Source organism: Sphingomonas corticis (assembly GCF_012035195.1).
Lineage (GTDB): Bacteria > Pseudomonadota > Alphaproteobacteria > Sphingomonadales > Sphingomonadaceae > Sphingomonas > Sphingomonas corticis.
In genome coordinates, this window is sequence record NZ_JAAVJH010000003.1 from 254690 (window position 1) to 277222 (window position 22533).

At 71.6% G+C, this 22533-nt stretch carries 26 protein-coding genes; 9 read left to right on the top strand and 17 right to left on the bottom strand.

The window, feature by feature from the left end; translation table 11 throughout:
* The first annotated feature begins 111 nt into the window (after positions 1 to 111).
* The 4 genes from HBH26_RS06240 to HBH26_RS06255 all read left to right on the top strand — a co-directional run bounded on the left by HBH26_RS06240 (position 112) and on the right by HBH26_RS06255 (position 3271).
* Positions 112 to 366: an endonuclease domain-containing protein gene (locus tag HBH26_RS06240; RefSeq protein WP_239024603.1), complete on the top strand. Its 255-nt coding sequence runs from the start codon at positions 112 to 114 to the stop codon at positions 364 to 366.
* A complete protein-coding gene (locus tag HBH26_RS06245) occupies positions 363 to 1469 on the top strand; it encodes an ATP phosphoribosyltransferase regulatory subunit (RefSeq protein WP_168133735.1) in 1107 nt (368 codons plus the stop codon). Before HBH26_RS06240 ends, HBH26_RS06245 begins: the two co-directional genes overlap by 4 nt.
* Positions 1466 to 1870 (top strand): NUDIX domain-containing protein, encoded by a 405-nt coding sequence (locus HBH26_RS06250; RefSeq protein WP_168133736.1) that lies wholly within the window; start codon positions 1466 to 1468, stop codon positions 1868 to 1870. Before HBH26_RS06245 ends, HBH26_RS06250 begins: the two co-directional genes overlap by 4 nt.
* Before the next feature lie 111 nt (positions 1871 to 1981).
* Complete coding sequence (locus HBH26_RS06255; protein WP_168133737.1) at positions 1982 to 3271, top strand: adenylosuccinate synthase; 1290 nt, start codon at positions 1982 to 1984, stop codon at positions 3269 to 3271.
* A 62-nt stretch (positions 3272 to 3333) separates the two neighbouring features.
* Here the strand turns inward: HBH26_RS06255 and HBH26_RS06260 are convergent, their stop codons facing one another.
* Together HBH26_RS06260 and aroC are read right to left on the bottom strand one after the other, a co-directional pair.
* Positions 3334 to 3849, bottom strand: coding sequence for a hypothetical protein (locus HBH26_RS06260; protein WP_168133738.1), 516 nt, complete (start codon positions 3847 to 3849; stop codon positions 3334 to 3336).
* A gap of 66 nt (positions 3850 to 3915) precedes the next feature.
* Positions 3916 to 4989, bottom strand: a complete 1074-nt coding sequence (aroC, locus tag HBH26_RS06265; protein WP_168133739.1) for a chorismate synthase — start codon at positions 4987 to 4989, stop codon at positions 3916 to 3918.
* Positions 4990 to 5384: 395 nt separating this feature from the next.
* Here aroC and HBH26_RS20400 point away from each other — a divergent pair, with 395 nt between their 5' ends.
* Positions 5385 to 6116, top strand: a complete 732-nt coding sequence (locus tag HBH26_RS20400; protein ID WP_209308364.1) for a hypothetical protein — start codon at positions 5385 to 5387, stop codon at positions 6114 to 6116.
* Between the two features lie 150 nt (positions 6117 to 6266).
* On the opposite strand, the gene HBH26_RS06275 is transcribed toward HBH26_RS20400, so the two are convergent.
* The 13 genes from HBH26_RS06275 to HBH26_RS06335 all read right to left on the bottom strand — a co-directional run bounded on the left by HBH26_RS06275 (position 6267) and on the right by HBH26_RS06335 (position 18797).
* A complete protein-coding gene (locus tag HBH26_RS06275; RefSeq protein ID WP_168133740.1) occupies positions 6267 to 6791 on the bottom strand; it encodes a GNAT family N-acetyltransferase in 525 nt (174 codons plus the stop codon).
* 17 nt (positions 6792 to 6808) lie between these two features.
* Entirely contained in the window at positions 6809 to 7600 is a 792-nt protein-coding gene (fabI, locus tag HBH26_RS06280; protein ID WP_209308365.1) for an enoyl-ACP reductase FabI, read from the bottom strand.
* 8 nt (positions 7601 to 7608) lie between these two features.
* The gene (locus tag HBH26_RS06285; protein WP_338057273.1) at positions 7609 to 8589 is read right to left on the bottom strand and encodes a YihY/virulence factor BrkB family protein; all 981 of its coding nucleotides are present in this window, start codon (positions 8587 to 8589) and stop codon (positions 7609 to 7611) included.
* Positions 8590 to 8610: 21 nt separating this feature from the next.
* Complete coding sequence (locus HBH26_RS06290) at positions 8611 to 9549, bottom strand: DnaJ C-terminal domain-containing protein (RefSeq protein WP_168133742.1); 939 nt, start codon at positions 9547 to 9549, stop codon at positions 8611 to 8613.
* Positions 9550 to 9758: 209 nt separating this feature from the next.
* The gene (locus tag HBH26_RS06295; RefSeq protein WP_168133743.1) at positions 9759 to 10658 is read right to left on the bottom strand and encodes an SDR family NAD(P)-dependent oxidoreductase; all 900 of its coding nucleotides are present in this window, start codon (positions 10656 to 10658) and stop codon (positions 9759 to 9761) included.
* A 96-nt stretch (positions 10659 to 10754) separates the two neighbouring features.
* The gene (locus HBH26_RS06300; protein ID WP_168133744.1) at positions 10755 to 11276 is read right to left on the bottom strand and encodes a hypothetical protein; all 522 of its coding nucleotides are present in this window, start codon (positions 11274 to 11276) and stop codon (positions 10755 to 10757) included.
* A gap of 415 nt (positions 11277 to 11691) precedes the next feature.
* Positions 11692 to 12384 (bottom strand): phosphate regulon transcriptional regulator PhoB, encoded by a 693-nt coding sequence (gene phoB, locus HBH26_RS06305; protein ID WP_168133745.1) that lies wholly within the window; start codon positions 12382 to 12384, stop codon positions 11692 to 11694.
* Positions 12384 to 13070, bottom strand: coding sequence for a phosphate signaling complex protein PhoU (phoU, locus tag HBH26_RS06310; protein ID WP_168133746.1), 687 nt, complete (start codon positions 13068 to 13070; stop codon positions 12384 to 12386). The genes phoB and phoU overlap by 1 nt, the downstream gene beginning before the upstream one ends.
* An 11-nt stretch (positions 13071 to 13081) precedes the next feature.
* Positions 13082 to 13846, bottom strand: coding sequence for a phosphate ABC transporter ATP-binding protein PstB (gene pstB, locus HBH26_RS06315; protein ID WP_338057274.1), 765 nt, complete (start codon positions 13844 to 13846; stop codon positions 13082 to 13084).
* Entirely contained in the window at positions 13843 to 15087 is a 1245-nt protein-coding gene (pstA, locus tag HBH26_RS06320) for a phosphate ABC transporter permease PstA (RefSeq protein WP_239024604.1), read from the bottom strand. Before pstA ends, pstB begins: the two co-directional genes overlap by 4 nt.
* A complete protein-coding gene (gene pstC / locus HBH26_RS06325; RefSeq protein WP_168133747.1) occupies positions 15080 to 16456 on the bottom strand; it encodes a phosphate ABC transporter permease subunit PstC in 1377 nt (458 codons plus the stop codon). Before pstC ends, pstA begins: the two co-directional genes overlap by 8 nt.
* 2 nt (positions 16457 to 16458) lie before the next feature.
* A complete protein-coding gene (locus tag HBH26_RS06330) occupies positions 16459 to 17514 on the bottom strand; it encodes a substrate-binding domain-containing protein (RefSeq protein ID WP_168133748.1) in 1056 nt (351 codons plus the stop codon).
* Positions 17515 to 17582: 68 nt separating this feature from the next.
* A complete protein-coding gene (locus HBH26_RS06335; protein WP_168133749.1) occupies positions 17583 to 18797 on the bottom strand; it encodes an ATP-binding protein in 1215 nt (404 codons plus the stop codon).
* Positions 18798 to 19010: 213 nt separating this feature from the next.
* On the opposite strand from HBH26_RS06335, the gene HBH26_RS06340 reads away from it, so the two are divergent.
* Genes HBH26_RS06340 through HBH26_RS06355 form a run of 4 tightly spaced genes read left to right on the top strand, consistent with a single transcriptional unit; the run spans position 19011 to position 21550 of the window.
* Positions 19011 to 19397, top strand: coding sequence for a hypothetical protein (locus tag HBH26_RS06340; RefSeq protein ID WP_168133750.1), 387 nt, complete (start codon positions 19011 to 19013; stop codon positions 19395 to 19397).
* 7 nt (positions 19398 to 19404) lie between these two features.
* Positions 19405 to 19668 (top strand): HPr-rel-A system PqqD family peptide chaperone, encoded by a 264-nt coding sequence (locus HBH26_RS06345; RefSeq protein ID WP_338057275.1) that lies wholly within the window; start codon positions 19405 to 19407, stop codon positions 19666 to 19668.
* Entirely contained in the window at positions 19665 to 20519 is an 855-nt protein-coding gene (locus HBH26_RS06350; protein ID WP_168133752.1) for an HprK-related kinase A, read from the top strand. The genes HBH26_RS06345 and HBH26_RS06350 overlap by 4 nt, the downstream gene beginning before the upstream one ends.
* A complete protein-coding gene (locus HBH26_RS06355; protein WP_420824979.1) occupies positions 20507 to 21550 on the top strand; it encodes a nucleotidyltransferase domain-containing protein in 1044 nt (347 codons plus the stop codon). The genes HBH26_RS06350 and HBH26_RS06355 overlap by 13 nt, the downstream gene beginning before the upstream one ends.
* Here HBH26_RS06355 and HBH26_RS06360 read toward each other — a convergent pair.
* Both HBH26_RS06360 and HBH26_RS06365 read right to left on the bottom strand, forming a co-directional pair.
* A complete protein-coding gene (locus HBH26_RS06360; protein ID WP_168133753.1) occupies positions 21495 to 21857 on the bottom strand; it encodes a VanZ family protein in 363 nt (120 codons plus the stop codon). The two genes, HBH26_RS06355 and HBH26_RS06360, sit on opposite strands and share 56 nt — an antisense overlap.
* Complete coding sequence (locus tag HBH26_RS06365; RefSeq protein ID WP_168133754.1) at positions 21851 to 22510, bottom strand: HAD-IA family hydrolase; 660 nt, start codon at positions 22508 to 22510, stop codon at positions 21851 to 21853. Before HBH26_RS06365 ends, HBH26_RS06360 begins: the two co-directional genes overlap by 7 nt.
* Positions 22511 to 22533 lie beyond the last annotated feature (23 nt).

The following is a 22533-nucleotide window of genomic DNA, read 5'->3' on the forward strand; positions in this document are numbered from 1 at the left end:
AGGGCCGGGGAGAGCGGGCGTGCGGCGAGCGGGCGGCGAGTTGCTCAACCGCGCCCGTGGTACCATCTGCGTGCAGGCCGCCTCCATGCCGTCAAGTCCAAGCGGCAGGTCTTGATCGCGGGGTTCATCGCAGACTTTGCCTCCAAGTCGCGCCGACTCGTCATCGAGGTTGACGGCGACACCCATGCGGGCGACGAAGCGCGCGACGAGCGCCGGACGGCGGTGCTGGAGGCGCATGGCTACCGGGTCATCCGCTTCACCAACGCGGATGTGGCGATGAATTTTGACGCGGTTTCGGAGGCGATCGTAGCGACGACGGCTGCCCCTCTCCCCGACCCTCTCTCCACGGGGGAGAGGGAGAAGTGACCGCGCTCCTGCCCGAGGGGCTGCGCGACCGGCTGCCGCCGTTCGCCGACGCCGCCGCCGCGATCGAGGCGCGGGTGCTGGCCGCCATCCACGCGCATGGCTACGAGCGCGTCGATCCGCCGCTCGCGGAGTTCGCCGACGCGCTCGGCACCCGGCTGAAGGCCGGCGCACTGTCCGACGCGGTGCGCTTCGTCGATCCCGTGTCGCAGCGCACGCTCGCGATCCGGCCGGACATTACCGCGCAGGTCGCGCGGATCGCCGCGACGCGGATGGGGCATCACCCAAGGCCGGTGCGCCTCTCCTATGCGGGCTCGGTGCTGAAGCTACGCGCCTCACAGCTGTCGCCCGCGCGCGAGTTGCGGCAGATCGGCTGCGAGCTGTTCGGGCTCGACACCGTCGCCGCGGCGAGGGAGGTGGCGAGCGTCGCCGTCGATGCGCTGGAGGCGGCGGGAGTCGCCGACCGGTCGGTGGACTTCACGCTGCCCGACCTGGTCGACACGCTCGCCGCCGGGCCGCTGCCGGTCGCGCCCGACGCACTGGCCGCGCTGCGCGAGCGGCTGGACGCCAAGGATGCCGGCGGGGTGGCGGCGATCGCGCCCGCCTACCTGCCGCTCGTCGCCGCGGCGGGGCCGTTCGCGCCCGCGCTGGAACGGCTGCGCGCTTTCGACACCGCGGGCGTGCTCGCGAGCCGGCTCGACGCGCTGGCCGAGATCGCCGCCGCGTTGGAGGGGCGCGCGGCGATGACGCTCGACCCGACCGAACGCCACGGGTTCGAATATCAGACATGGCTCGGCTTCTCCCTGTTCGCGCGCGGCGCGGCGGAGGAGGTCGGGCGCGGCGGCACCTATACCGTGGTGCACGAGGACGGCGAGGAGGAGGCCGCGACCGGATTCTCACTTTACGCCGGCCGGCTGGTGGGCGAGGCGCCGGCGAGCGAGCGGCGGCGGCTGTTCCTGCCGTTCGGCACGCCGGCAGCGGAGGCGACGGCGCTGCGCTCGCAAGGCTGGGTGACGGTGGCGGCGCTGGAGCCGGGCGACACGCCGGAGGCGCAGCTGGCGACGCACTTCTGGGTCGGGGGAGAGGCGCGGGCGCTGCCGGAATGACGGTGGAGACGGTCGGCGCGATCCTCGTCGATAACGGACGAGTGCTGCTGGGGCGGCGCGCCGGGCACAAGACGTTCGCCGGCTGCTGGGACGTCATTGGCGGTCATGTCGAGCCGGGAGAGACGATCGACGCTGCGCTCCATCGGGAGCTGTCGGAGGAACTCGGTATCACCGGCTCGTCGGCCACCTATATCGAGACCCTCGTAATCGGCGATGGGAACGGATCGTCCGTGCCGCTGCATCTCTTCGCGATCCCCGGGTGGCGCGGCACGCCGGGGGTGCGAAACGACGAGCATGACGAACTGCGATGGTTCGACCTTGCGGAGGCGGCCGTCCTTCACCCGGTCGTCACCGACGATTATCGCCGCGTCCTGGCGTCGCTGCGCATCCCGCGCGGTTGACCCTCCCGGGCGGGAAGGCTAACCGCCCGCCCGAACGTTTCGCAACCCCCGCGCGCCGAGTCCTGTCGAAGGGCCCGCGGGGTATCCCCGGCAGGGTGGAGACGTGTATCCATGGGCAACGTAGCGGTCATCGGCGCGCAATGGGGCGACGAGGGCAAGGGCAAGATCGTCGACTGGCTGGCCGAGCGCGCCGACGCGGTCGTCCGGTTCCAGGGCGGCCACAACGCCGGGCATACGCTGGTCGTCGGCGAGCAGGTGTACAAGCTGTCGCTGCTGCCGTCCGGCATCGTGCGCGGCACGCCGTCCGTGATCGGCAACGGCGTGGTGCTGGATCCCTGGGCGCTGCGCGACGAGGTGGCGCGGCTGGCGGCGCAGGGCGTGAAGGCGACGCCGGAGACGCTGCGGATCGCCGACAATTGCGCGCTGATCCTCCCCTTCCACCGCGACCTCGACGCGCTGCGCGAGGATGCCTCCGGCGCGGGCAAGATCGGCACGACGCGGCGCGGGATCGGCCCGGCGTACGAGGACAAGGTAGGCCGGCGCGCGATCCGCGTCTGCGACCTCGCCCATCTCGACCAGCTGGAGCCGCAGCTCGACCGGCTGACCGCGCATCACGACGCGCTGCGTGCCGGCTTCGGCGAGGGGCCGATCGACCGCGAGCGGCTGCTGGCCGATCTCGGCGAGATCGCCGGGTTCGTGCTGCCGTTCGCCAAGCCGGTGTGGCGCGACCTGAACGCCATGCGACAGGCCGGCAAGCGCATCCTGTTCGAGGGCGCGCAGGGCGTGCTGCTGGACATCGACCACGGCACCTATCCCTTCGTCACCAGCAGCAACACCATCAGCGGGACCGCCGCGGGCGGATCAGGCCTGGGGCCGGGGGCGGTGGGGTTCGTGCTGGGCATCGCCAAGGCGTACACCACGCGCGTCGGGTCGGGTCCGTTCCCGACCGAATTGGGCGACGCGACGGGCGAGCGACTGGGGCAGCGCGGGCATGAGTTCGGCACCGTGACCGGGCGCAAGCGGCGCTGCGGCTGGTTCGACGCGGTGCTGGTGCGACAATCGGCGGCGGTGGGCGGCATCACCGGCATCGCGCTGACGAAGATCGACGTGCTGGACGGCTTCGACGAGGTGCGGATCTGCACCGGATATCGGCTGGACGGCGCGGTGCTGGATTATTTCCCCAGCCATGCCGCGGACCAGGCCAGGGTGGAGCCGGTGTACGAGAGCATGGAAGGCTGGCAGCAATCCACCGCTGGAGCGCGCAGCTGGGCCGACCTGCCGGCGCAGGCGGTGAAGTACATCCGCCGGGTGGAGGAACTGATCCGCTGCCCGGTGGCGCTGGTGTCGACCAGTCCCGAGCGCGAGGACACCATCCTCGTCCGCGATCCGTTCGCCGACTGAGAAGCGAGGCGTTCGCCGATTGAGGAACGGGGCCGGCACGCGTCGTGCCGGCCCCGGTCGCGTCAGCCCTGAGGCGGGGTGGTCGTGCCCGAGACGCTGCCCTGCGTCGTCGCGCTGCCGCTGGCGGCGCCCGGCGGCGTCATGGTCGAGGTGCCGACACCGGTACCGGTCGTCGCGCCGACACCACCCATCGGCGTGGTCGCCGTGGTGCCCGCGCCGATGGTCGTGTCGGTGGACGTGCTGGTCGGCGGCGTGCCGGTGGGCGGCGTCGCCGTGGTGGTGGTCGACGTGCCGGTCATCGTGTCCGCGGTCGTGCCCGTGCGGCCCGTGGTGGAGCCGCGGCGCGTGGTGCTGCGGTCCGGCGTGCGCTGGGTCGAGCGAGTGGTCGTCTGGTTGGGCGTCGTGCTCATCGTCGAGGAGCCGGTCTGGCCCGACATCGTGCTGCCCATCGTGCCGGCCTGGCCCACCGTGCCGCCGACGGTGGAGCCGGTGGTGCCGGTCACACCGCCCGCGATCTGCGCGCTCGCGCCCACGGGAAGCAGCAGCGCCGCCGCGGCGAAGGGAATGATGCTCTTCATCGATACTCTCCTCTGTTCTTCCGCGTGCCAACGACCTGGATAGAGAGGACGTTCCTTCGGCCTGTCCTAGATCAGGCCACATTGCGCACGGTGGAGCAGCGCCTGGTCCGCCAGGACCAGCGCCACCATCGCCTCCACCACCGGCACGCCGCGGATGCCGACGCACGGATCGTGGCGGCCCTTGGTCATGATCTGCGTCGCCGCGCCCTCGCGCGTGATCGTGTCCACCGGCGTCAGGATCGAACTTGTCGGCTTGAACGCGACGCGCAGGCGGATCGGCTGGCCGGTGGCGATCCCCCCGGCGATGCCGCCGGCGTGGTTGGCGAGGAACACGGGCCCGTCGTTCCCGGGGCGCATCGCGTCGGCGTTCCGCTCCCCCGACAGCGCCGCGGCGGCGAAGCCGTCGCCGATCTCCACGCCCTTCACCGCGTTGATCGACATGGCGGCGGCGGCGAGTTCGCTGTCCAGCTTGGCGTAGAGCGGCGCGCCCCAGCCTGCGGGCACCCCCGTCGCCTCGCACGCGATCACCGCGCCGAGCGAGGAACCCGCCAGCCGCGCGGCGTCCACTGTCTCCTCCCACCGCGCGGCGGCGGCGGCGTCGGGACAGAAGAAGGGATTGGCGTCGATCTGCGCATCGTCGAAGGCGGCGGGATCGATCGCGTCGCCGCCGATCGCCTCCACCCAGGCGCGGACGCGCACCTGCGGCACGACCAGCCGCGCCACCGCACCCGCCGCGACCCGCGCCGCCGTCTCGCGCGCCGAGGAGCGGCCGCCGCCGCGATAGTCCCTGAACCCGTATTTGGCGTCATAGGCATAGTCGGCGTGGCCGGGGCGATAGGCGAGCGCGACGTCCGAATAGTCCTTCGAGCGCTGGTCGGTGTTCTCGATCATCAGGCTGATCGGCGTGCCCGTCGTCCGCCCCTCGAACGTGCCGGACAGGATGCGCACCGCGTCCGGCTCGCGCCGCTGCGTGGTGAAGCGCGAGGTGCCGGGCCGGCGCCTGTCGAGCCAGGGCTGGATATCCGCCTCGGTCAGCGCGATTCCCGGCGGGCATCCGTCGACCACTGCGCCGAGCGCCGGCCCGTGCGATTCGCCCCAGGTGGTGAACCGGAAGACGCGGCCGAAGGTGTTGAAACTCATGCGACGGCTCCGGCGCGCCGTCCCGCATGTCGGCGCGAATGTTGAGAGTGTTGAGGCGCCAGCGCGTTTTCAACGGCCGGTGGGAAGAGGCGGGAGGGAGCGGCGGCGGACATGGGCGCTGCTGTGGCAGAAGTGGGGAAGGTAGGACAGGGGGCGTCGGGAGAGCGGTTTCGTGCGAGGCAGATGATCGCGGGCGACGCTTTCCTGTTTCCCCGTACCCGGTCGCCCATTTCGGGGATATGCGATCGGTAACAGGTCTCGGGAAGATTGATGCCCGTTCGTGCCATTCGGCTTATCGCGGAGGGCGTGTTCCCGGCCATTGTTCCAATCGGGAACGGTGTGACGTGAGGGGGTGGACGGCTCCTGCACCAGCGTAGCTGTGCAATGATGCGGCTGTGAAGCCACGTCTGCCTGGGCTCACAGGAGCAATTCACCTGATCGCGCGTAGACCAGCCTTCACGCCGATCGGCGGCGTGTTGCAGGAGTCCATGATGAAGATCTTGGTTGCAGCTGCGCTGATGCTGAGCGCGGCGAATGCCCATGCGCAGGCGTCTGCCTCTGATTACCCCAGTTGCGATCTGAAAGGCCAGCGCGCGCTCAAGGGCGATATGGGCGGATCGATCACGGACCCGAGACAGGCACATGTCTCCGTCCGCGCCAACATTCTCGAAGCAGACCTGGGCAACGCCCGTATTGCGCGACACCTCACCCAGGCGACGGCCGACTCACTCTACGACCGTGTCGAGGCGGCAAGGGCGGGCGCCGATCGTCATACCAAGCGTCAGGGGTTTCTCAGCGCCGGTGAGGTCGCCTCCTATGACCGGGAGCTCGATGCGGTCGCGATGCAGCTCTGCCGCCACGTCGCGGCCCCTGTCCAAGATGCGACCGGGAGCGTTGGCGACTATCTCCAGCACCGTGCAGCGAGTTTGAACAGCCGCATCGACCGCGCGGTAAGGAAACGCAGCCTGACCCGTCGAGAGGCGGCGAAACTGCATCGTGCGGTGGGCCAGGTGCAAACGGAGGCCGGTCATCTCCAGACGGTCGATGGCACGATCGGTCGGCCGGATGCCGATCGGATGAACCAGCGCCTGACCGACGTCGAACGTGTACTGACGCATCAGCCATAGGCTTGATACGGCCATCTCCACTTTTCGAGAACTCGATCCCTTTCGGGAAAGCCGACCCGGGAGTTCGGAGCGGTAACATGGTGCTTTCAAGCGTGCGGGTCCTCGCCAGCCTGGCGGTCATCCGTCACTGGCGCTGACGCAGTTCGCGCGTCAGCCCCCGCCGAGCGCCGCGAACGCCGCCGCGTGGCGTGCCTCGCCGCGTTCGCCGCAGGGGATCAGGCCGCCCTGCAGCGGCAGTGCCATCAGATAGTCGCCGGCGTAGGGCGAGGCGAAGTTGCGTGCGTAATCGGCGTGGAAGCCGAAGCGTTCGTAATAGGCGGGTTCGCCCAGGACGAAGCAGAGGACGACGCCCGCCTCTTCCAGCTGCACCAGCCCGGCGTGGATCAACGCCTCCGCCACGCCTTGCCGGCGATAGGGCGGGGCGACCGCCACGGGGGCGAGCGCCACCGCGGCGAGCGGCTGGCCGCCCACCTCCACCACCATGCGGCTGAACGCGGCGATCCCGGCGAGCGCGCCCGTCGCCTCCTCCGCCGCGACCAGCATCAGCACCATGTCGCCGTCGACGCACAGGCGCCGCACGAGGTCGGCCTCGTCCGCCGCGGGGAAGCTGTCGCGCAGCAGCGCGCCCACCGCGGCGACGTCGCCGGCGCCGGCGGGGCGGATCGCGATCGTCATGCCGTCACGCCAGCGCCCTAAGCCAGCGCGATATCGGGCGCGTCTTCCGCCTTCATGCCGATGACGTTGTAGCCGGCGTCGACGTGGTGCACCTCGCCCGTCACGCCGCTGGCGAGATCGGAGAGGAGGTAGAGGCCGGCGCCGCCGACATCCTCGATCGTGACGTTGCGGCGAAGCGGCGAGTTCAGCTCGTTCCACTTCATGATGTAGCGGAAATCGCCGATGCCCGATGCCGCCAGTGTCTTGATCGGCCCGGCGCTGATCGCGTTGACGCGGATGTTCTCCGGCCCCAGGTCCATCGCGAGATACTTCACGCTGGTCTCCAGCGCGGCCTTGGCGACGCCCATCACGTTGTAGTGCGGGATCACCTTCTCCGCGCCGTAATAGCTGAGCGTCAGCAGACTGCCGCCGTCGGGCATCATCGCCCGCGCGCGCTTCGCCACCGCGACGAAGCTGTAGGCGGAGATGTTCATCGTCAGCAGGAAGTTCTCCAGCGACGTGTCGACGTATTTGCCGCGCAGCTCGTTCTTGTCGGAAAAGCCGATCGCATGGACGACGAAGTCGAGCGTCGGCCAGTCCGCCTTCAGGTCGTCGAACGCGCGGTCGAGCGCCGCCATGTCGCTGACATCGCAGTCGATCAGCTTCGCGGTGCCGAGCTGCTCGGCCAGCGGGCGGACCCGCTTCTCCAGCGCCTCGCCCTGGTAGGAGAAGGCGAGCTCCGCTCCCGCCTCGCTCAGCTTCTGCGCGATCCCCCACGCCAGCGACCGGTCGTTGGCGAGCCCCATGATGAGCCCGCGCTTGCCTGCCATCAATCCGTTCACGCCGTCCCCGCTGCCTGTTTCGCCTGTGTCGTGGCCGTCCCCTCTACTACCCGCTCGGGCGGTTCCGCCAGTGCCGCGTTGAGGTGCGCGCCGAAAACGAGGCCGAGGCCGATGAGATAGAAGAACAGGAGCATCACGACGACGCCCGCCAGGCTGCCGTAGGTGAGGTCGTAGCCGCCGAGCTGCGACAGCACGAAGGGCAGGGCGGCCGTCATGCTGACCCACCAGGCGGCGGTGAACAGCGCCCCGGGCCATTTGCGGTTCTTCGAGTAGCGGTACTTGGACGGGGTGACGAAGTAGAACAGCATGTAGAGCGCGCCGAACATGATGGCGGCGGGGATGAAGCGGGCCAGGCCGAGCCAGCCGGCAACGTCCTGCGCGAAGGGCAGCAGGCGGTAGATGAACTGCTCCGCCGCGGTCAGCACGCCCTGCACCAGGAACGACATGAGCGCGAGCACGACCGAGGCGACGATGCCCAGGCTCAATCCCAGACGTGCGCGCCACAGCGACTGCGAACTCTTCGTGCCGTAGGCGCGGCGGAAGATGTCGCGGATCGTCTCGACGAAGCTGCCGACGGTCCACAGGCCGACGAGGCCGCCCAGCCACAGCAGCGATCCGGTGCGCGCCTGGAGCACGTCGGCGATCGGCTTGCGCAGCAGATCGGCGACGTCGGGCGGCAGGACGGAGAGGAAGCTGGCGACCGCGCGCTGCGTCTCCGCGCTCTGCCCGACGAGCGAGAGGACTGCGGCGGCGACGATGAAGAAGGGAAACAGCGTCATCAGCGCGAGGTAGGCGAGATTGCCGGCGTGGATGAAGCCGTCGTTGTAGACGCCCAGCGCCGATCGCTTCACGATCTCGAACGCGGCGCTGCCGGGCTTCACCTTGGCGTATTCGCGGTTCAGCACGGTACGCGCGCGGCCGTGGTGGTGGGCGCGGGCCTCGGGCGTCAGCTCGCTGTTGGCGGCGGTATCGGTCACGGCAATCCCCCTTGCGGGAGGTTAGACGCCCAGTGCCGAACGCGGGTTCCCCGCGGGCGTCCAGCCGGCGACGAAGGCGGCCAGCGCGGCGTCGTCCGCGGGCACGTCAACGATCAGCGTCACCAGCTGGTCGCCGCGCCCGCCGCCCTTCTTGTGGAAGCCGCGGCCCTTGATGCGCAGCGTGCGACCCGAGGTGCTGCCGGCGGGGACGGTCAGCATCACCGGCTTCTCCACGGTGGGCACCTTCACGGCGCCGCCCTCCACCGCCTCCTTCAGCGTGATCGGCAGGTCGAGGCGCACGTCGTCGCCGTCGCGGGTGAAGAAGCGGTGCGGCTCCACCTCGATCGTGACGATCGCGTCGCCGGCGCCGCCTGGGCCGGCGTCGCCCTTGCCCGACAGGCGCATCTGCGTGCCGTCCTCGACGCCGGCGGGCAGCTTCAGGTCGATCGTCTTGCCGTCGGCCAGCGTGATCCGCTGCGGCGCCAGCGCGGCGGCATCCGTCAGCGGGACGCGCAGGCGATAGGCGACGTTGCCGCCCCTGGGCGGAGGCGCCGCGCCGCGTCGCCCGAACCCGCCGGAGAAGCCGCCGCCCCCGCCGCCGAACCCGCGCCCGCCGAACAGCCCCTCGAAGATGTCGGACACGTCCGGCCCGCCGCCGGCACCCTCGCCGCCGAAATCGAAGTTCTGCGCGCGAAAGCCGCCGCCGGGCGCGCGCGCGCCGCCGAAAGGCATCGTCGGATTGCCGTCGCCGTCGATCTCGCCGCGGTCGAAGCGGGCGCGCTTGTCCTTGTCGTTCAACAGGTCGTAGGCATTGGTGACCTGGCTGAAGCGTTCCGCGGCCTTCGGATTGTCCTTGTTGCGGTCCGGATGCAGCTCCTTGGCGAGCTTGCGATACGCCTTCTTGATATCCGCCTCGCTGGCGCCGCGCGCCACGCCCAGCGTCGAATATGGATCGGCCATGGGTTCCCCGGTTGGTGTGTTACCTCGCTATGTGGGGGAAGCGCGGCGAGAGCGCAATGCACGCGGGGAAAGGGGCGGGAGCCGGGTTCCGTTCGTGCCGAGGAGAGGTTGAGCCCGTCGAAACCCCGTCTCGAAGCAGCTGCGCGTGGCGGTGCTTCGAGACGCGTCTTCGGCTTCGCTCAGCCGCTCCTCAGCACGAACGGGGAAGCTCAGCCGCCCGCCAGCTTCTTGCCGATCAACATCGACTGGCCCGCACCCGAATCGGGCACGATCTCGCCGTTGCGGTCGGTGATCTCGGCCCAGTGCGCCGCCACGCCCTCGGGCGACAGGTCGTCGCCGGTCAGCAGCTTGCCCGGCGTCAGCGTGACATAGCTCGCCTGGAACACGCCCGCGCCGGCCCCGACGATCTGGTTCGTCGGCGCATCCTCGCTGACGAGGTAGAGGGCGGCGGGAACGACCTTCTCCGGTGCGAAGGCCTGGAAGGCGGCCTCGGGAAACAGGTCCTCGGTCATGCGCGTGCCCGCGACGGGGGCGATGGTGTTCACCTTGATGTTGTTCTTCGCGCCTTCGAGGTACAGCGTCTTCGTGAGGCCGGCGAGGCCGAGCTTCGCGGCGCCGTAATTCGCCTGGCCGAAGTTGCCGAACAGACCGGTGGAGGACGCGGTCATCAGGATGCGGCCGTAGTTCTGCTCGCGCATCGTCTCCCACACCGCCTTGGTCGCATAGGCGCTGCCGAGCAGGTGGACGTTGACGACGAAGGCGAAGTCCGCGGGCTCCATCTTCGCGAACGTGCGGTCGCGCAGCACGCCGGCGTTGTTGAGGAGGATGTGGACGCCGCCCCACTTCTCCTTGGCACGCGCGACCATCTCGACCATCTGGTCGTATTCGGTGACGCTGGCGCCGTTGGCCATCGCCTCGCCGCCGGCGGCCTCGATCTCCGCCACCACCTTCTGCGCGGCGTCGGAGGCGCCGGTCCCGGTGCGGTCGCCGCCGAGGTCGTTGACGACGACCTTCGCGCCGCGGCGGGCGAGTTCGAGCGCATATTCGCGGCCCAGGCCACCGCCGGCACCGGTGACGATGGCGACCTTGTTGTCGAAACGGATGGACATGGAAAAGGCGCTCCCCTCGCTTGGATCGGAAGCGCCCTCCATACTCGACCTTCTAACCGGCGCAACCGCCGGTTGACGTTTCCGTCAGCTCAGCCGTCAGCGACGGGTACGCTTCGAGCGGCGCGCGTCGCTGGCCTGCATGCAGCCGTCGTACTGACCCTTCTTGCAGATCGGGTAGCTCTCCTTCGCCGGGGGCGGCGGGAAGGCTTCGGACGGCGACTGTGCGGCCTGGAAGCGGACGTTCGCGCCCGGCTGCACCGGGCCGGAGGCGCCGTTGCCCGCCGGGGCGTAACCGCCCGACGTCTCCGTGGCGGGGCCGGCGCCGGTCGCGGGCGCGCCCATCGGCGGGGTGGCGGCGTCGCCGGTCGTCGGCGTGGCGGGAGCCGGCGACTGCGTCGTCATGCCCGGATCGGCGGGCGCGGTGGCCGGATCGGCCGGCGCGGCCGCGGGGTCGGCGGTCGTGGCGGCGGGGTCGGCGGGCGTCGCGGTGTCCGGCGGCGTGGTGGTCGACTGGTCCGCGGGCGTGGTCTGCGCCGAGGGCGGGGTCGCCGGCGGCGTGTCCTGCGCGATGGCGGGCACCGCGATCACCGCCGCGGCGGCGAGAAGGATCGACTTCATCGGATGGTCTCCTGTCGAGGCGCCACGACGGACGCGGGAACATCAATAGCGGCCGGCCAACGCCCGACGGCGACCTTGGGTTCAATGAAGCGGCAAATTCGTTGCGAAGGCGGAATCCTCTCGGTGGCCGGCCGCGCCAGCACCGAGCCGCTGTACGCCGCAGGCACCTCGTCGCCCCGGCCTCGTGCCCGGGTCCCCCGTGCCGCGAACTCGAAGGCTGGTCGGAGTGCGGCACCGTGGATGCCGGGACAGGCCCGGCATGACGGGAGGGAGGTCGGTTGTTCGACCGGCCGAGGCTGAACGGCATCCCCATCCGGTTGGCGCCTGCACCTGCCTCCCCTGCGATCGGTGGGGAGAAGCGACACGTCGACAAGCTCGGTGCGAACGGGGAAGCTGGTCGTGCGACGACGCCCGGTCAATGCCCCGCGTCGAGGGCGTAGCCGGCGGAGCGGACGGTGCGGATGATGTCGGGGCGGCCGCCCTCGTTGATCGCCTTGCGCAGGCGGCGGATGTGGACGTCGACGGTGCGGCTCTCGATGTCGCTGTCGTGCCCCCACACGCTGTCCAGCAGCCGCTCGCGCGAGAAGACGTGGCCGGGATGTTCGAGGAAGTGCTTGAGCAGCCGGAACTCGGTCGGCCCCAGCGGGATCACCTCACCGCCGCGCCGGACCTTGTGGCCCACCGTGTCCATCTCGAGGTCGGAGTAGCTGAGCGCCTCCCCCGCCAGCGCCGGGCGCACGCGGCGCAGCACCGCGCCGACGCGCGCCACCAGCTCGCGCGGGGAGAAGGGCTTCGTCACGTAATCGTCCGCCCCGGTTTCCAAGCCGCGGACGCGATCCTCCTCCTCGCCGCGCGCGGTGAGCATGATGATCGGCACGTTCTGCGTCTCCGCGGCGCGGCGCAGGCGGCGGCACACCTCGATGCCGGACAGCCCCTCCACCATCCAGTCGAGCAGGACGATGTCGGGCGGCGTCTCCTTGGCGAGCAGCAGCGCCTCCTCGCCGTCGATGGTGTGCTGGACGTCGAAGTCCTCGCGGGTGAAATGCCAGATCAGCAACTCGGCCAGCGCCGAATCGTCCTCCACCAGCAGCATCCGTGCATTGGCCATCACTGATTTCCCCATTCGCGATCGGTCATCTGGTTCCCGGTGGCGGCGAAATGGACCATCTCCGCGACGTTGGTCGCGTGGTCGCCGATCCGCTCCAGGTTCTTGGCGACGAACAGCAGGTGCGCGCACTGGCTGATCGTCTTCGGATTCTCGACCATGTAGGTGACGAGCGTCCGGAAGATGCTGTCGTAGAAATCGTCCAGCGTGCGGTCGCGGCGGACGATCTCGACCGCCTTGGCCGCGTCGCGCGCGGCGAAGGCATCGAGCGCGTCGTGCACCATTTCCGCCGCGATCTTCGCCATGGCGGGAACGGTGGACAGCGGCTCGATCCGGTGCTCGCCCTCGATCAGCGGCACGCGCTTGGCGATGTTCTTCGCATAGTCGCCGATCCGCTCCACCACCGCGGCGATCTTCAGCGCCGCGACCACCTCGCGCAGGTCGTTGGCCAGCGGCGCGCGCAGCGCGATGATGCGCACCGCCGTCCGCTCCACGTCCGCCTCGATCGCGTCGATGCGGCGGTCGTCCTGGCGGATGCGGTCGGCGAGTTCGAGGTCGCCGCGCTGCAGCGCCGTCATCGCGTGGCCGATCGCCGCCTCCGCCAGGCCGCCCATCTGCGAGATGAGGCCGCGCAGCTGCCCGATGTCCTGATCGAACGCCTTGACCGTATGTTCCTGCTGGCTCGCCATGGCTCCGCTCCTCAGCCGTACCGGCCGGTGATGTAATCCTTCGTCCGCTCCTCGCGCGGGTTGGTGAACATGGCGGAGGTGTCGCCGTATTCGACCAGTTCGCCGAGGTGGAAGAAGGCCGTCTTCTGCGACACGCGCGCCGCCTGCTGCATGTTGTGCGTGACGATGACGATGGCGTAGCGGCCGCGCAGGTCGGAGATCAGCTCCTCGATGCGCGCGGTCGCGATGGGATCGAGCGCGCTGCACGGCTCGTCCATCAGGATGACTTCCGGATCGACGGCGATGGCGCGTGCGATGCACAGCCGCTGCTGCTGGCCGCCCGACAGCGCGGTGCCCGATTCGGACAGGCGGTCCTTCACCTCGTTCCACAGCCCCGCGCGCTGGAGCGAGCGTTCGACGATCTGCGCCAGCTCCGCCTTGGATCGCGCGAGACCGTGGATGCGCGGGCCGTAGGCCACGTTCTCGAAGATCGACTTGGGAAAGGGGTTCGGCTTCTGGAAGACCATGCCGACCCGCGCGCGCAGCTGCACCACGTCCATCGCGCGGGCGTAGATGTCCTCCCCGTCCAGCCGCACGTCGCCCTCCACGCGAGCGCCGGCGATCGTGTCGTTCATGCGGTTCAGCGTGCGCAGGAAGGTGGATTTGCCGCAGCCCGACGGGCCGATGAAGGCGGTCACCTCGTCCTGGCGGACGTGCAGCGACACGTTCCGGATCGCCTGCTTGGCGCCATAGAAGACGTTGACGCCTTCGGCCGTGATTTTCGCGTGATCGGTCACCAGCGGGTCTCGAAGCGGTTGCGGAGGTAGATGGCGAGGCCGTTCATCGCGAGCAGGACGACGAGCAGGACGATGATCGCCGCCGACGTCTTCTCGACGAAGCCCTGGCTGACCTCGTCCGACCAGAGGAAGATCTGCACCGGCAGCGCGGTGGCGGGGTCGGTCAGCCGGTCGGGCGGGGCGGCGATGAAGGCCCGCATCCCGATCATCAGCAAGGGTGCGGTCTCGCCCAGCGCGCGCGCCATGCCGATGATCGTGCCGGTGAGGATGCCGGGCAGCGCGAGCGGCAGGACGTGGTGGAAGACGACCTGTACGCGGGATGCGCCCAGCGCGCGCGCGGCGTCGCGGATCGAGGGCGGCACGGCCTTGATCGCGTTGCGGCCAGCGATGACGATGACGGGCATCGTCATCAGCGCGAGCGTCAGCCCGCCGACCAGTGCGGCGGAGCGCGGCAGGTGGAAGGTGCCGAGGAACACCGCCAGCCCGAGCAGGCCGAAGATGATCGACGGCACCGCGGCGAGATTGTTGATCGACACCTCGATCACGTCGGTGACGCGGTTCCTCGGCGCATATTCCTCCAGATAGAGCGCGGCGAGGACGCCGATCGGGAAGGCGAGCGCCATCGTCACCGCCATGGTCAGCAGCGATCCCTTCAGCGCGCCCCAGATGCCCGCGCGGGTGGGATCGGTGGCGTCGGCGCCGGCGAAGAAATCGGTGTTGAGGCCGCTTGACAGCCGGTCGCCCAGCCGGCGCACCGAAGCCTCCGCCTCGGGCGTGCCGCGGCCCTTGCGCGCGATGTCGATCTCCGTCGCCACCGGCACGTCCAGCACGGTGCGGCGGCCGAGGAGGCCGGGATCGCGCTTCACCGCGTCGCGCACGACGAGCCACGCGCCGTCGGACAGGATCGCCGCTCCGCCGGCGGGGGCGAAGGCGGCGTCGGCGGCGCGATCCACCGCGTTCTCCAGCCCCGCGCCCGCCAGCGCCAGGTCCGCGCCCGGCCCCATCAGCCGCGCGCCCTCGATCCTGACGTCCGACAGGTCCAGCGGCAGCGCGACGCGGGTCTCGACGAAGCCGCCGGCGCCGCGCGCCACCATGGAGACCAGCAGGAAGGCCAGGAAGGCCGCGGACGCGAGGATGGCGGCGAGGCCGAGCAGGCGGAAGCGCCGCTCCGCCGCGTAGCGCCGCCGCAGCCGCCGCTGCATCGCAGGCGCGCGCCAGTCGGTGGGCTGCCGCTCAGTCATACGCCTCGCGATACCGCCGCACGACCATCAGCGCGACGACGTTCAGCATGAAGGTGATCGCGAACAGCGTGAGGCCGAGCGCGAAGGCGGCGAGCGTCTTCGCCGAATCGAACGCCGCCTCGCCGGTGAGGAGATCGACGATCTGCTTCGTCACCGTCGTCGTGCTGGCGAAGGGATTGAGCGTCAGCGTGGCAACGCCGCTGGCCGCCATCACGACGATCATCGTCTCGCCGATCGCGCGGCTGACCGCCAGCAGCACGCCGCCGACCACGCCGGGGAGGGCGGCGGGGACGAGGACCTGCCGGATCGTCTCCGACCGGGTGGCGCCCATCGCCAGGCTGCCGTCGCGCATGGAGGCGGGAACCGCGGCGAGGCTGTCGTCCGCCATGGAGGAGACGAAGGGGACGATCATCACGCCCATCACCAGCCCCGCGGCCAGCGCGCTCTCCGACGTGGCGTTCGCGATGCCGAGCGCGACGCCCAGCTCGCGCACCGCGGGCGCCACCGTCAGCGCGGCGAAATAGCCGTAGACGACGGTCGGCACGCCGGCGAGGATCTCCAGCAGCGGCTTGATCCAGCGGCGCGTGGCGGGCGCGGCATATTGCGTCAGGTAGATCGCGCTCATCAAGCCGAGCGGGATCGCCACGGCCATGGCGATGATCGCGCCGATGAAGAACGTGCCCCAGAACAGCGGCACCGCGCCCAGGCTCGCGCCCGGATCGCGCGGGTCGATGACCTGCGGCGACCAGTGCGTGCCGAACAGGAAGTCGGCCACGGGCACGATGCGGAAGAAGCGCGCGCTCTCGACGAGGAGGCTGGCGACGATGCCGAGCGTCGTCAGGATGGCGAGGAGCGAGGCGGCGAGCAGCAGTGCCATCACCACCCGCTCCACGTGCGTGCGTGCGGAGAAGCCGGGACGCACCGCGAGGAACGAGAGCGCACCGCCGGCGAAGGCGAGCAGCAGCGCGGCGACGCTGGCGATCAGGTCGAACCGGTCCTGCGCCGCGGCATAGGCGGGGGCGAGCCGCGAGGAGAGCGGGTGGAACGCGCCATAGGCGTACCCGTTTGCCAGGTTGCGCGCCTCCGACAGGATCGCGGCGCGGTCCAGCCCGGGCGGCGGCAGCGCGGCGGCGGCCGGGGTGGCGATCACGGCGTCGGTGACGAGCGCGGGGGACGTGAACTGCCACACGCTGAGGAACAGCAGCGCCGGGATCAGCGTACACAGCGCCACGAACCAGCCGTGGTGCTGCGGCAGCGAGCTGAAGCGCCGCTGCGTCCCTGCGCGGAACCGCGCCGCACGGGCACGGGCGCTGACCCAGCCGATCAGCGCCAGCGCGGCGACGAGGAAGAGGAGGCCGGAAGCGGGCATCGTCAGTGCAGGGTCGCCGGATCGAGCGGCGTCTCGCGCACGATCGTTTGCGCCGCGGCGGCGCGCACCGCGGGCGGCGAGGCGATCAGGCCGCGGCGCACCAGCGGGCCGTCGTCCGACCACAGCCGCGCATAGTCGCGCAGGAAGGCGCGCAGGCCGGGGATGGCGTGCAGGTGCGCGGTCTTCACGTAGAGGTAGAGCGGGCGCGCGCCGGGGTATCGGCCGGCCGCGATGGCGCGATAGTCCGGCGCCACGCCGTCCACCGCCACGCCGCGCACCGCGCGCAGGTTCTCCTCGAGATAGCCGTAGCCGAAAATGCCGATCGCCTGTGGATTGGCCTGAAGCTTCTGCACGATCAGATTGTCGTTCTCGCCCGCGTCGATGTAGCCGCCGTCCTCGCGCACGCGCTGGCAGCGCGCCTGGAATGCGGCCTCGTCGCGCGCCTTCAGCGCCGCCGCGGCGGGATCGACCGCGAGGCAGCCCCTGGCGAGGATCAGCTCGGCCAGCGCGTCGCGCGTCCCGCTGGTGGCGGGCGGGCCGTACACCTGGATCGGCGTGGCGGGCAGCGCCGGGTTCACGTCGCGCCAGGCGCGCGCGCGATTGGGCCGGCCGCCGGGGGCGAGCGCCAGCGCGCGATACAGGTCCGCGCTGGTCAGCGCCATGCGCGGACCGTCCAGCGCCTCGGCGAAGGCGATGCCGTCGATGCCGACCTGCACCTCGACGACGCCGCCCACGCCGTTGCGGCGGCACTGGTCGTATTCGGCGCGCTTCATCCGCCGCGACGCGCCCGCGATATCGGGATGGCGCGCGCCGATGCCGGCGCAGAACAGCTTCATCCCCGCGCCCGTGCCGGTCGATTCGATCACCGGCGGCTTCGCGGCGGGATGGTTGGCGAGATATTGTTCGGCGACGAGGGTGGTGAAGGGATAGACGGTGGAGGAGCCGACCGCCTTGATCTGGTCGCGCGCGCCCTCGCCCGCGCCCGCCGCCTGATCGACGCACGCGCAGCAGAACAGCGCCGGCAGCAGCGCGGCGAGCGTCGAGAGGCGACGCGGCATCACTTCCCCGCAACGACGCGCCGCCCCCGTTGGCGGCGCATGACGCCCGCGGCCTTGTGACAGCCGCGTTACGCCTTGATGACAGCGGGAGCCGCCGCCGCCGGCAACGCCACGGTGACGCGCGTACCCACGCCCGGTTCGCTGGCGATGTCCAGCCGGCCGCGATGCCGCTCGACGATGTGCTTGACGATGGCGAGACCAAGGCCGGTGCCGCCCAGCGACCGGCTGCGCCCCGCGTCGACGCGATAGAAGCGCTCCGTCAGCCGCGGCAGGTGATCGGCCGCGATGCCGTCTCCCTGGTCCGCGACGACGAGGCAGGCGAGCCCCTCTCGCGGTGTCAGCGAGACGCGGACGGGCGTGCCGGCGCGGCCGTACTTCATCGCGTTGCCGACCAGGTTGTGGAGCAGCTGCGACAGCTGTGCGGCGTCGCCGGTCACCTCCGGCACGTCGGCGGCGACGTCCAGCACGATGTCCCGGCCGCGATCGCCGTGGGTGGTCGCCAGCGTGGCACATACCTCCCGCGCGGAGGCGGCGAGATCGACGCGGGTGCTGGGCAGGCGGAACTTGTCCGCCTCGATCCGCGACAGGCTCATCAGATCCTCGACCAGCCGCTCCATCCGCCGCGCCTCGTCGAAGACGATGCCGAGGAAGCGGTTGCGCAGGGCTGGCTCCTCCCCGGCGGCGTCCTGCAGCGTCTCGACGTAGCCGAGGATCGAGGCGAGCGGGGTGCGCAGCTCGTGGCTGGCGTTCGCCACGAAGTCCACGCGCATGCGCTCGGCCGCGTGCTCGGCGGTGCGGTCGGACAGCTGCACCACCGACGTCGCCGGCCCGATCGCGGCGGCGCGCATCAGCCAGCGCCCCTCCAGCCCGCCCAGGCCGACCAGCTCGATCGCGCCCGGCCGGCCGGTGGCGGCATCGGCGAGATGCTCCGCCGCGCCGGGGTGTCGGATCGCGACGCGCGCATCCTCCCCGACGACGTGGGCGCCAAGCAGCGTGCGCGCCGCGGCGTTGGCGTCGGCGACGCGGCCGTGGCGGACGACCAGCACGGGATCGGCCACCCCCTCCAGCACGCCGCCGCCCTCGTCCGGCGGGGTGGCGGCTGGCGCTTCGGGCGCCGGGGCGTCGGGCTCGTCCATCGTGGCCACGATCGCCAGCAGCGCGGCCCCGCCCGCCAGCGTCGCGAGCGCGGCCTGGCCCGAACCGGACAGCAGATAGACCACGCCCGCGGTGGCGAGCGCCACCGCGACGGCGAGCCAGGTGCGCAGCGGAAGCTCGTCGATCACGCGCGGCGGTGTAGCGGAAGCGCGGCGGCGTGCGCCACGGGAAACTGGTGGCGACTTCCGGCTTCACCCTTGCCGCTTGGACTCCGGCACGAGGCCGGGTGACGGTACGCCGTGACGGCCCGCGCCATCCCGCATCGGCACAGCGCGCCCGGAGCCGGGATTGTGGCCGCGTTAGCGATATGGAAGTGCGCGGCGTGGCAGGACGCGCGCACGATGGACGACACTCCCCCCTCCTCACCCACCCGCCGCGCGCTGATGCTGGGCGCCGCGGGGGCGGCGAGCGTGGTCTCGATCCGGCCGGCGCTGGCGCAGGCGGCGGGATCGGTGATGTTGTGCGAGATTCCGGTGCCCGACGCCGGACGCGCCGGCGGCTACGTCGCCGCGGACGGGACGGTCGTGCCCGCGGGCACGCAGGGTGCCTTCGCGCCCCCCGGCCGACCGCTGAAGGGCGAGGACGTGCGCCGCGCGATGAACGGCGGCGGGACGCTGCCGGGCATGGACTATCAGCGCAGCCAGGCATATCTGAAATATGTCTCCAGGCTCCAGCGCGGAACGGCCGGCTTCACCTGCTTCGTCTCCGTCCAGATGTTGCGCAGGTAGCGCCCCCGTGCTGCGCGGGCCGGGGGAAGCGGCCTTCGTGCTGCGCCCGCTCGGCGCGCTGACCGCGCTGTACCACCGCCCGTCCGCCACCACCCACCTGCTGGCCCCGCCCGCGCCGGAGATCCTGCGCGCTCTCGCCGGCGGGGAGATGACGGAGGCGGCGCTGCTGGCGGCACTGGCGCGCGACTACGACCTGGCCGATCCCGACCCGGCGGCGCTGGCGGCGCGGGTGGAGGAGCTGGTCGCCGCCGGACTGGTGGAACGCGCGTGAGGCACGCGACCTCGCGGCGGATCGGCCCGATAGGCTTCCGCATCGGCAGCGACTGGCGCGCGCCGGTCGCCCTGCTGGACGCGCTCTACGCCGATTACCCGGTTCCCACCGTCGCCGACGCGACGGTGCGGCTGACGGCGACGCGGCCGTGGCGGCGCCGGGTGCGGCCCGCGATCGCGCTCGGCGGCGACCTGATGCTGCCGGACGCCGCGCCGCTGCCGCTGGAACACGGCCTGCTGGCGGCCGAGATGGCGATGAACCTGCAGGTGGCGCTGGGGCATCGCCGCCACCTGCTGCTCCACGCCGCGGCGGCGGAGCGCGACGGGCGGTGCGTGATCCTGACGGGGGAGAGCGGGGCGGGGAAGTCGACGCTGTCCGCGCTGCTGATGGCGGCGGGGTGGCGCTTCTTGGGCGACGAGTTCGTGCTGATCGACCTCGCCAGCGGCATGGCCCGGCCGTTCCCGCGGCTCGTCAGCCTGAAGAACGAGAGCGTGGCGGAACTGGCGCGGCGGATGCCCGGCGCGCGCTTCGGCCCGGTGCTGCAGGGAACGCCCAAGGGCACGATCCGCCACCTGGTGCCCGATGCGCGCGCCGTCGCGGCGATGGACGTGCCCGCCACTCCCGCGCTGCTGCTGTTCCCCCGCTTCGGTGCCGCGCGCGCGGTGCGGCGGGTGGACGAGGGCGAGGCGTTCGTGCGGCTGACGCAGGCGTCGACCAACTACGCGCTGCTGGGCGAGGCGGGGTTCGACGCGCTGACGCGGCTGGTGACGCGCGTGCCGGCGCGGGCGATCGACTATGCCGACAGCGACGAGGGCGTGACGCTGGTGGAGGACCTCTGGTGCGCGCTATAGAGCGGCTTACGGAGCTGCTGGCGCATCCCACCGGGCCCGTGCCCGACGATGCGTGGACCGCGCTGCTGTGCGTCGCGCGGGCGGAGCAGCTGTCGGGCGCGCTGGCCCACCGGCTGGCGGGCGTGGCCGTGCCCGCCCCGGTCGCGCCGCTGCTGGCGGAGGCGCGGGGCGCGGCGGCGGAGCAGCGCCGCGCCGCCCTGTTCGAGGCGGAGATGGCGCGACGCGCGCTCGCGCCGCTGGGGGTGCCGGTGCTGCTGCTGAAGGGAACGGCCTATGTCGCGGCGGGGCTGTCCGCGGGGCGAGGGCGGGCGATCGGCGACCTGGACGTGCTGGTGCCGCGCGAGGCGCTGGGCGCGGTGGAGGCGGCGCTGCGCGCGGCGGGGTGGCGGGACGTGAAGGACGACGGCTACGACGACGCTTATTACCGCCGCTGGATGCACGAGCTGCCGCCGCTGGTGCATCCGGCACGCGACCGGCTGATCGACGTCCACCACACCATCCTGCCGCCCACCGCGCGCATCGCGCCCGATGCCGCGGCGCTGGTGGCGGGCGCGGTGCCGCTGCGCGACGGGCTGTTCGTGCTGTCGCCCGAGGACATGGTCGTCCACGCCGCGCTGCACCTCCTGGCGGACGGTGACCTGGCGGGCGGGCTGCGCAACCTGTTCGACATCGACCGGCTGCTGCGCGAGTTCGCCGACGCGGACGAAGACTTCTGGCTAAAGCTGACCGCGCGGGTGGCCGAGCATGGCGCGGGGGCGCCGGTGGCACGGGCGGCGCGGCTGGCGCACGCGCTGTTCGGCACGCCGGTGCCGGGCGAATGGCGCGCGCCCGCGCCCGGCGACGGCGTGTTCCGCCGCCGCCTGCTGGCGCGCGACGACTGGGGCCGGGAGGATCGCGCGGCGACGCGGCTCGCCTTCTACGTCCGCTCCCACGCCATCCGGATGCCGCCCGCGCTGCTGGCGCGGCACCTGGCGATCAAGGGGTGGAAGCGCTGGCGCGGGAGGCGGGGGAAGGACCGCGCACGATCCTGACGACGATCAGCACGCCGACGATGACGTAGGTATCGGCCAGCCAGTCCATCACGTCGCAATCGCGCCCGATCGCGGGGATCGACTGGAACACCTCGATCAGCGCGCCGAGGAACGACAGCCGCTCGCCGATGCGATGCAGCGGGCTGCGCGGGAAGCCCGCCACCGCCAGGATCGTCAGCGTGCCGAACGCCGCCATGTGCTGCCACTTGTCGCCGACGTGGAGCGACGGCGGGCGCGGCGTCAGCGCCATCGCGACCGCGCCGATCAGCGCGGCGACCAGCAGGATGCGGGCGAGGCGCGCTACCATCGTTCCAGCACCGGCAGCAGCTGGTCGAAATGCGTGATCGTCGCGTCCGCGCCGGGCGTTTCGTGGCCGAAACCGAAGTCGCAGCCGACGACGGGCACGCCCGCCGCGTGCGCCGCCTCGACGTCGTAGCGCGAATCGCCCACGAACGCGGCGCGGCCGCCGCCGCAGCGCTCGATCATGGCCAGGATCGGGTCGGGCGCGGGCTTGTTGCGGCCCGGCCCCATCGTGTCGCCGCCGATGATGCACGCGAACCGGTCCGCGAGACCGAGCCGGGCCAGCAGCTCGCGCGAGATCGCCTCGCGCTTGTTCGTCACCACCGCCACCGTCACGCCCCGCACGGCGAGCGCGTCCAGCGCCTCGCGCGCGCCGGGATAGGGCGCCGTGTGGTCGGTCAGGTGCGCGCGGTACCACTCGCCGTGCAGCGGCAGCAGCCGCTCCTCCAGCGCCGGATCGGTGCCGCCGGTCGCCGCCAGCACGCGGTGCAGCAGCTGCTGCACGCCGCCGCCGACGTAGGACAGCGCCTGCGCGCGCGGGATCGGCGCGCGCCCGGCGAGCGAGAGCGTATGGTTGACCGCGGCGGCGAGGTCCTCGCCGGTGTCCAGCAGCGTGCCGTCCAGGTCGAAGCCGACGATGTCGAAGGGAAAGCGGGACATGTGCGGGGCGCGTTGCCTCGCGA

Excerpts from the sequence above, each read along its gene's own strand:
- HBH26_RS06290 (WP_168133742.1), bottom strand. The coding sequence starts at position 9,549 with ATGGCCGATCCATATTCGACGCTGGGCGTGGCGCGCGGCGCCAGCGAG.
- phoU (WP_168133746.1), bottom strand. The coding sequence starts at position 13,070 with ATGGCGAGCCAGCAGGAACATACGGTCAAGGCGTTCGATCAGGACATC.
- pstC (WP_168133747.1), bottom strand. The coding sequence starts at position 16,456 with ATGCCCGCTTCCGGCCTCCTCTTCCTCGTCGCCGCGCTGGCGCTGATC.
- HBH26_RS06360 (WP_168133753.1), bottom strand. The coding sequence starts at position 21,857 with ATGGTAGCGCGCCTCGCCCGCATCCTGCTGGTCGCCGCGCTGATCGGC.
- HBH26_RS06295 (WP_168133743.1), bottom strand. The coding sequence starts at position 10,658 with ATGTCCATCCGTTTCGACAACAAGGTCGCCATCGTCACCGGTGCCGGC.
- HBH26_RS06255 (WP_168133737.1), top strand. The coding sequence starts at position 1,982 with ATGGGCAACGTAGCGGTCATCGGCGCGCAATGGGGCGACGAGGGCAAG.
- HBH26_RS06340 (WP_168133750.1), top strand. The coding sequence starts at position 19,011 with ATGGACGACACTCCCCCCTCCTCACCCACCCGCCGCGCGCTGATGCTG.
- HBH26_RS06275 (WP_168133740.1), bottom strand. The coding sequence starts at position 6,791 with ATGACGATCGCGATCCGCCCCGCCGGCGCCGGCGACGTCGCCGCGGTG.
- HBH26_RS06330 (WP_168133748.1), bottom strand. The coding sequence starts at position 17,514 with ATGCCGCGTCGCCTCTCGACGCTCGCCGCGCTGCTGCCGGCGCTGTTC.
- HBH26_RS06365 (WP_168133754.1), bottom strand. The coding sequence starts at position 22,510 with ATGTCCCGCTTTCCCTTCGACATCGTCGGCTTCGACCTGGACGGCACG.
- phoB (WP_168133745.1), bottom strand. The coding sequence starts at position 12,384 with ATGGCCAATGCACGGATGCTGCTGGTGGAGGACGATTCGGCGCTGGCC.
- aroC (WP_168133739.1), bottom strand. The coding sequence starts at position 4,989 with ATGAGTTTCAACACCTTCGGCCGCGTCTTCCGGTTCACCACCTGGGGC.
- HBH26_RS06300 (WP_168133744.1), bottom strand. The coding sequence starts at position 11,276 with ATGAAGTCGATCCTTCTCGCCGCCGCGGCGGTGATCGCGGTGCCCGCC.
- HBH26_RS06260 (WP_168133738.1), bottom strand. The coding sequence starts at position 3,849 with ATGAAGAGCATCATTCCCTTCGCCGCGGCGGCGCTGCTGCTTCCCGTG.
- pstA (WP_239024604.1), bottom strand. The coding sequence starts at position 15,087 with ATGACTGAGCGGCAGCCCACCGACTGGCGCGCGCCTGCGATGCAGCGG.
- fabI (WP_209308365.1), bottom strand. The coding sequence starts at position 7,600 with ATGGCAGGCAAGCGCGGGCTCATCATGGGGCTCGCCAACGACCGGTCG.
- HBH26_RS06250 (WP_168133736.1), top strand. The coding sequence starts at position 1,466 with ATGACGGTGGAGACGGTCGGCGCGATCCTCGTCGATAACGGACGAGTG.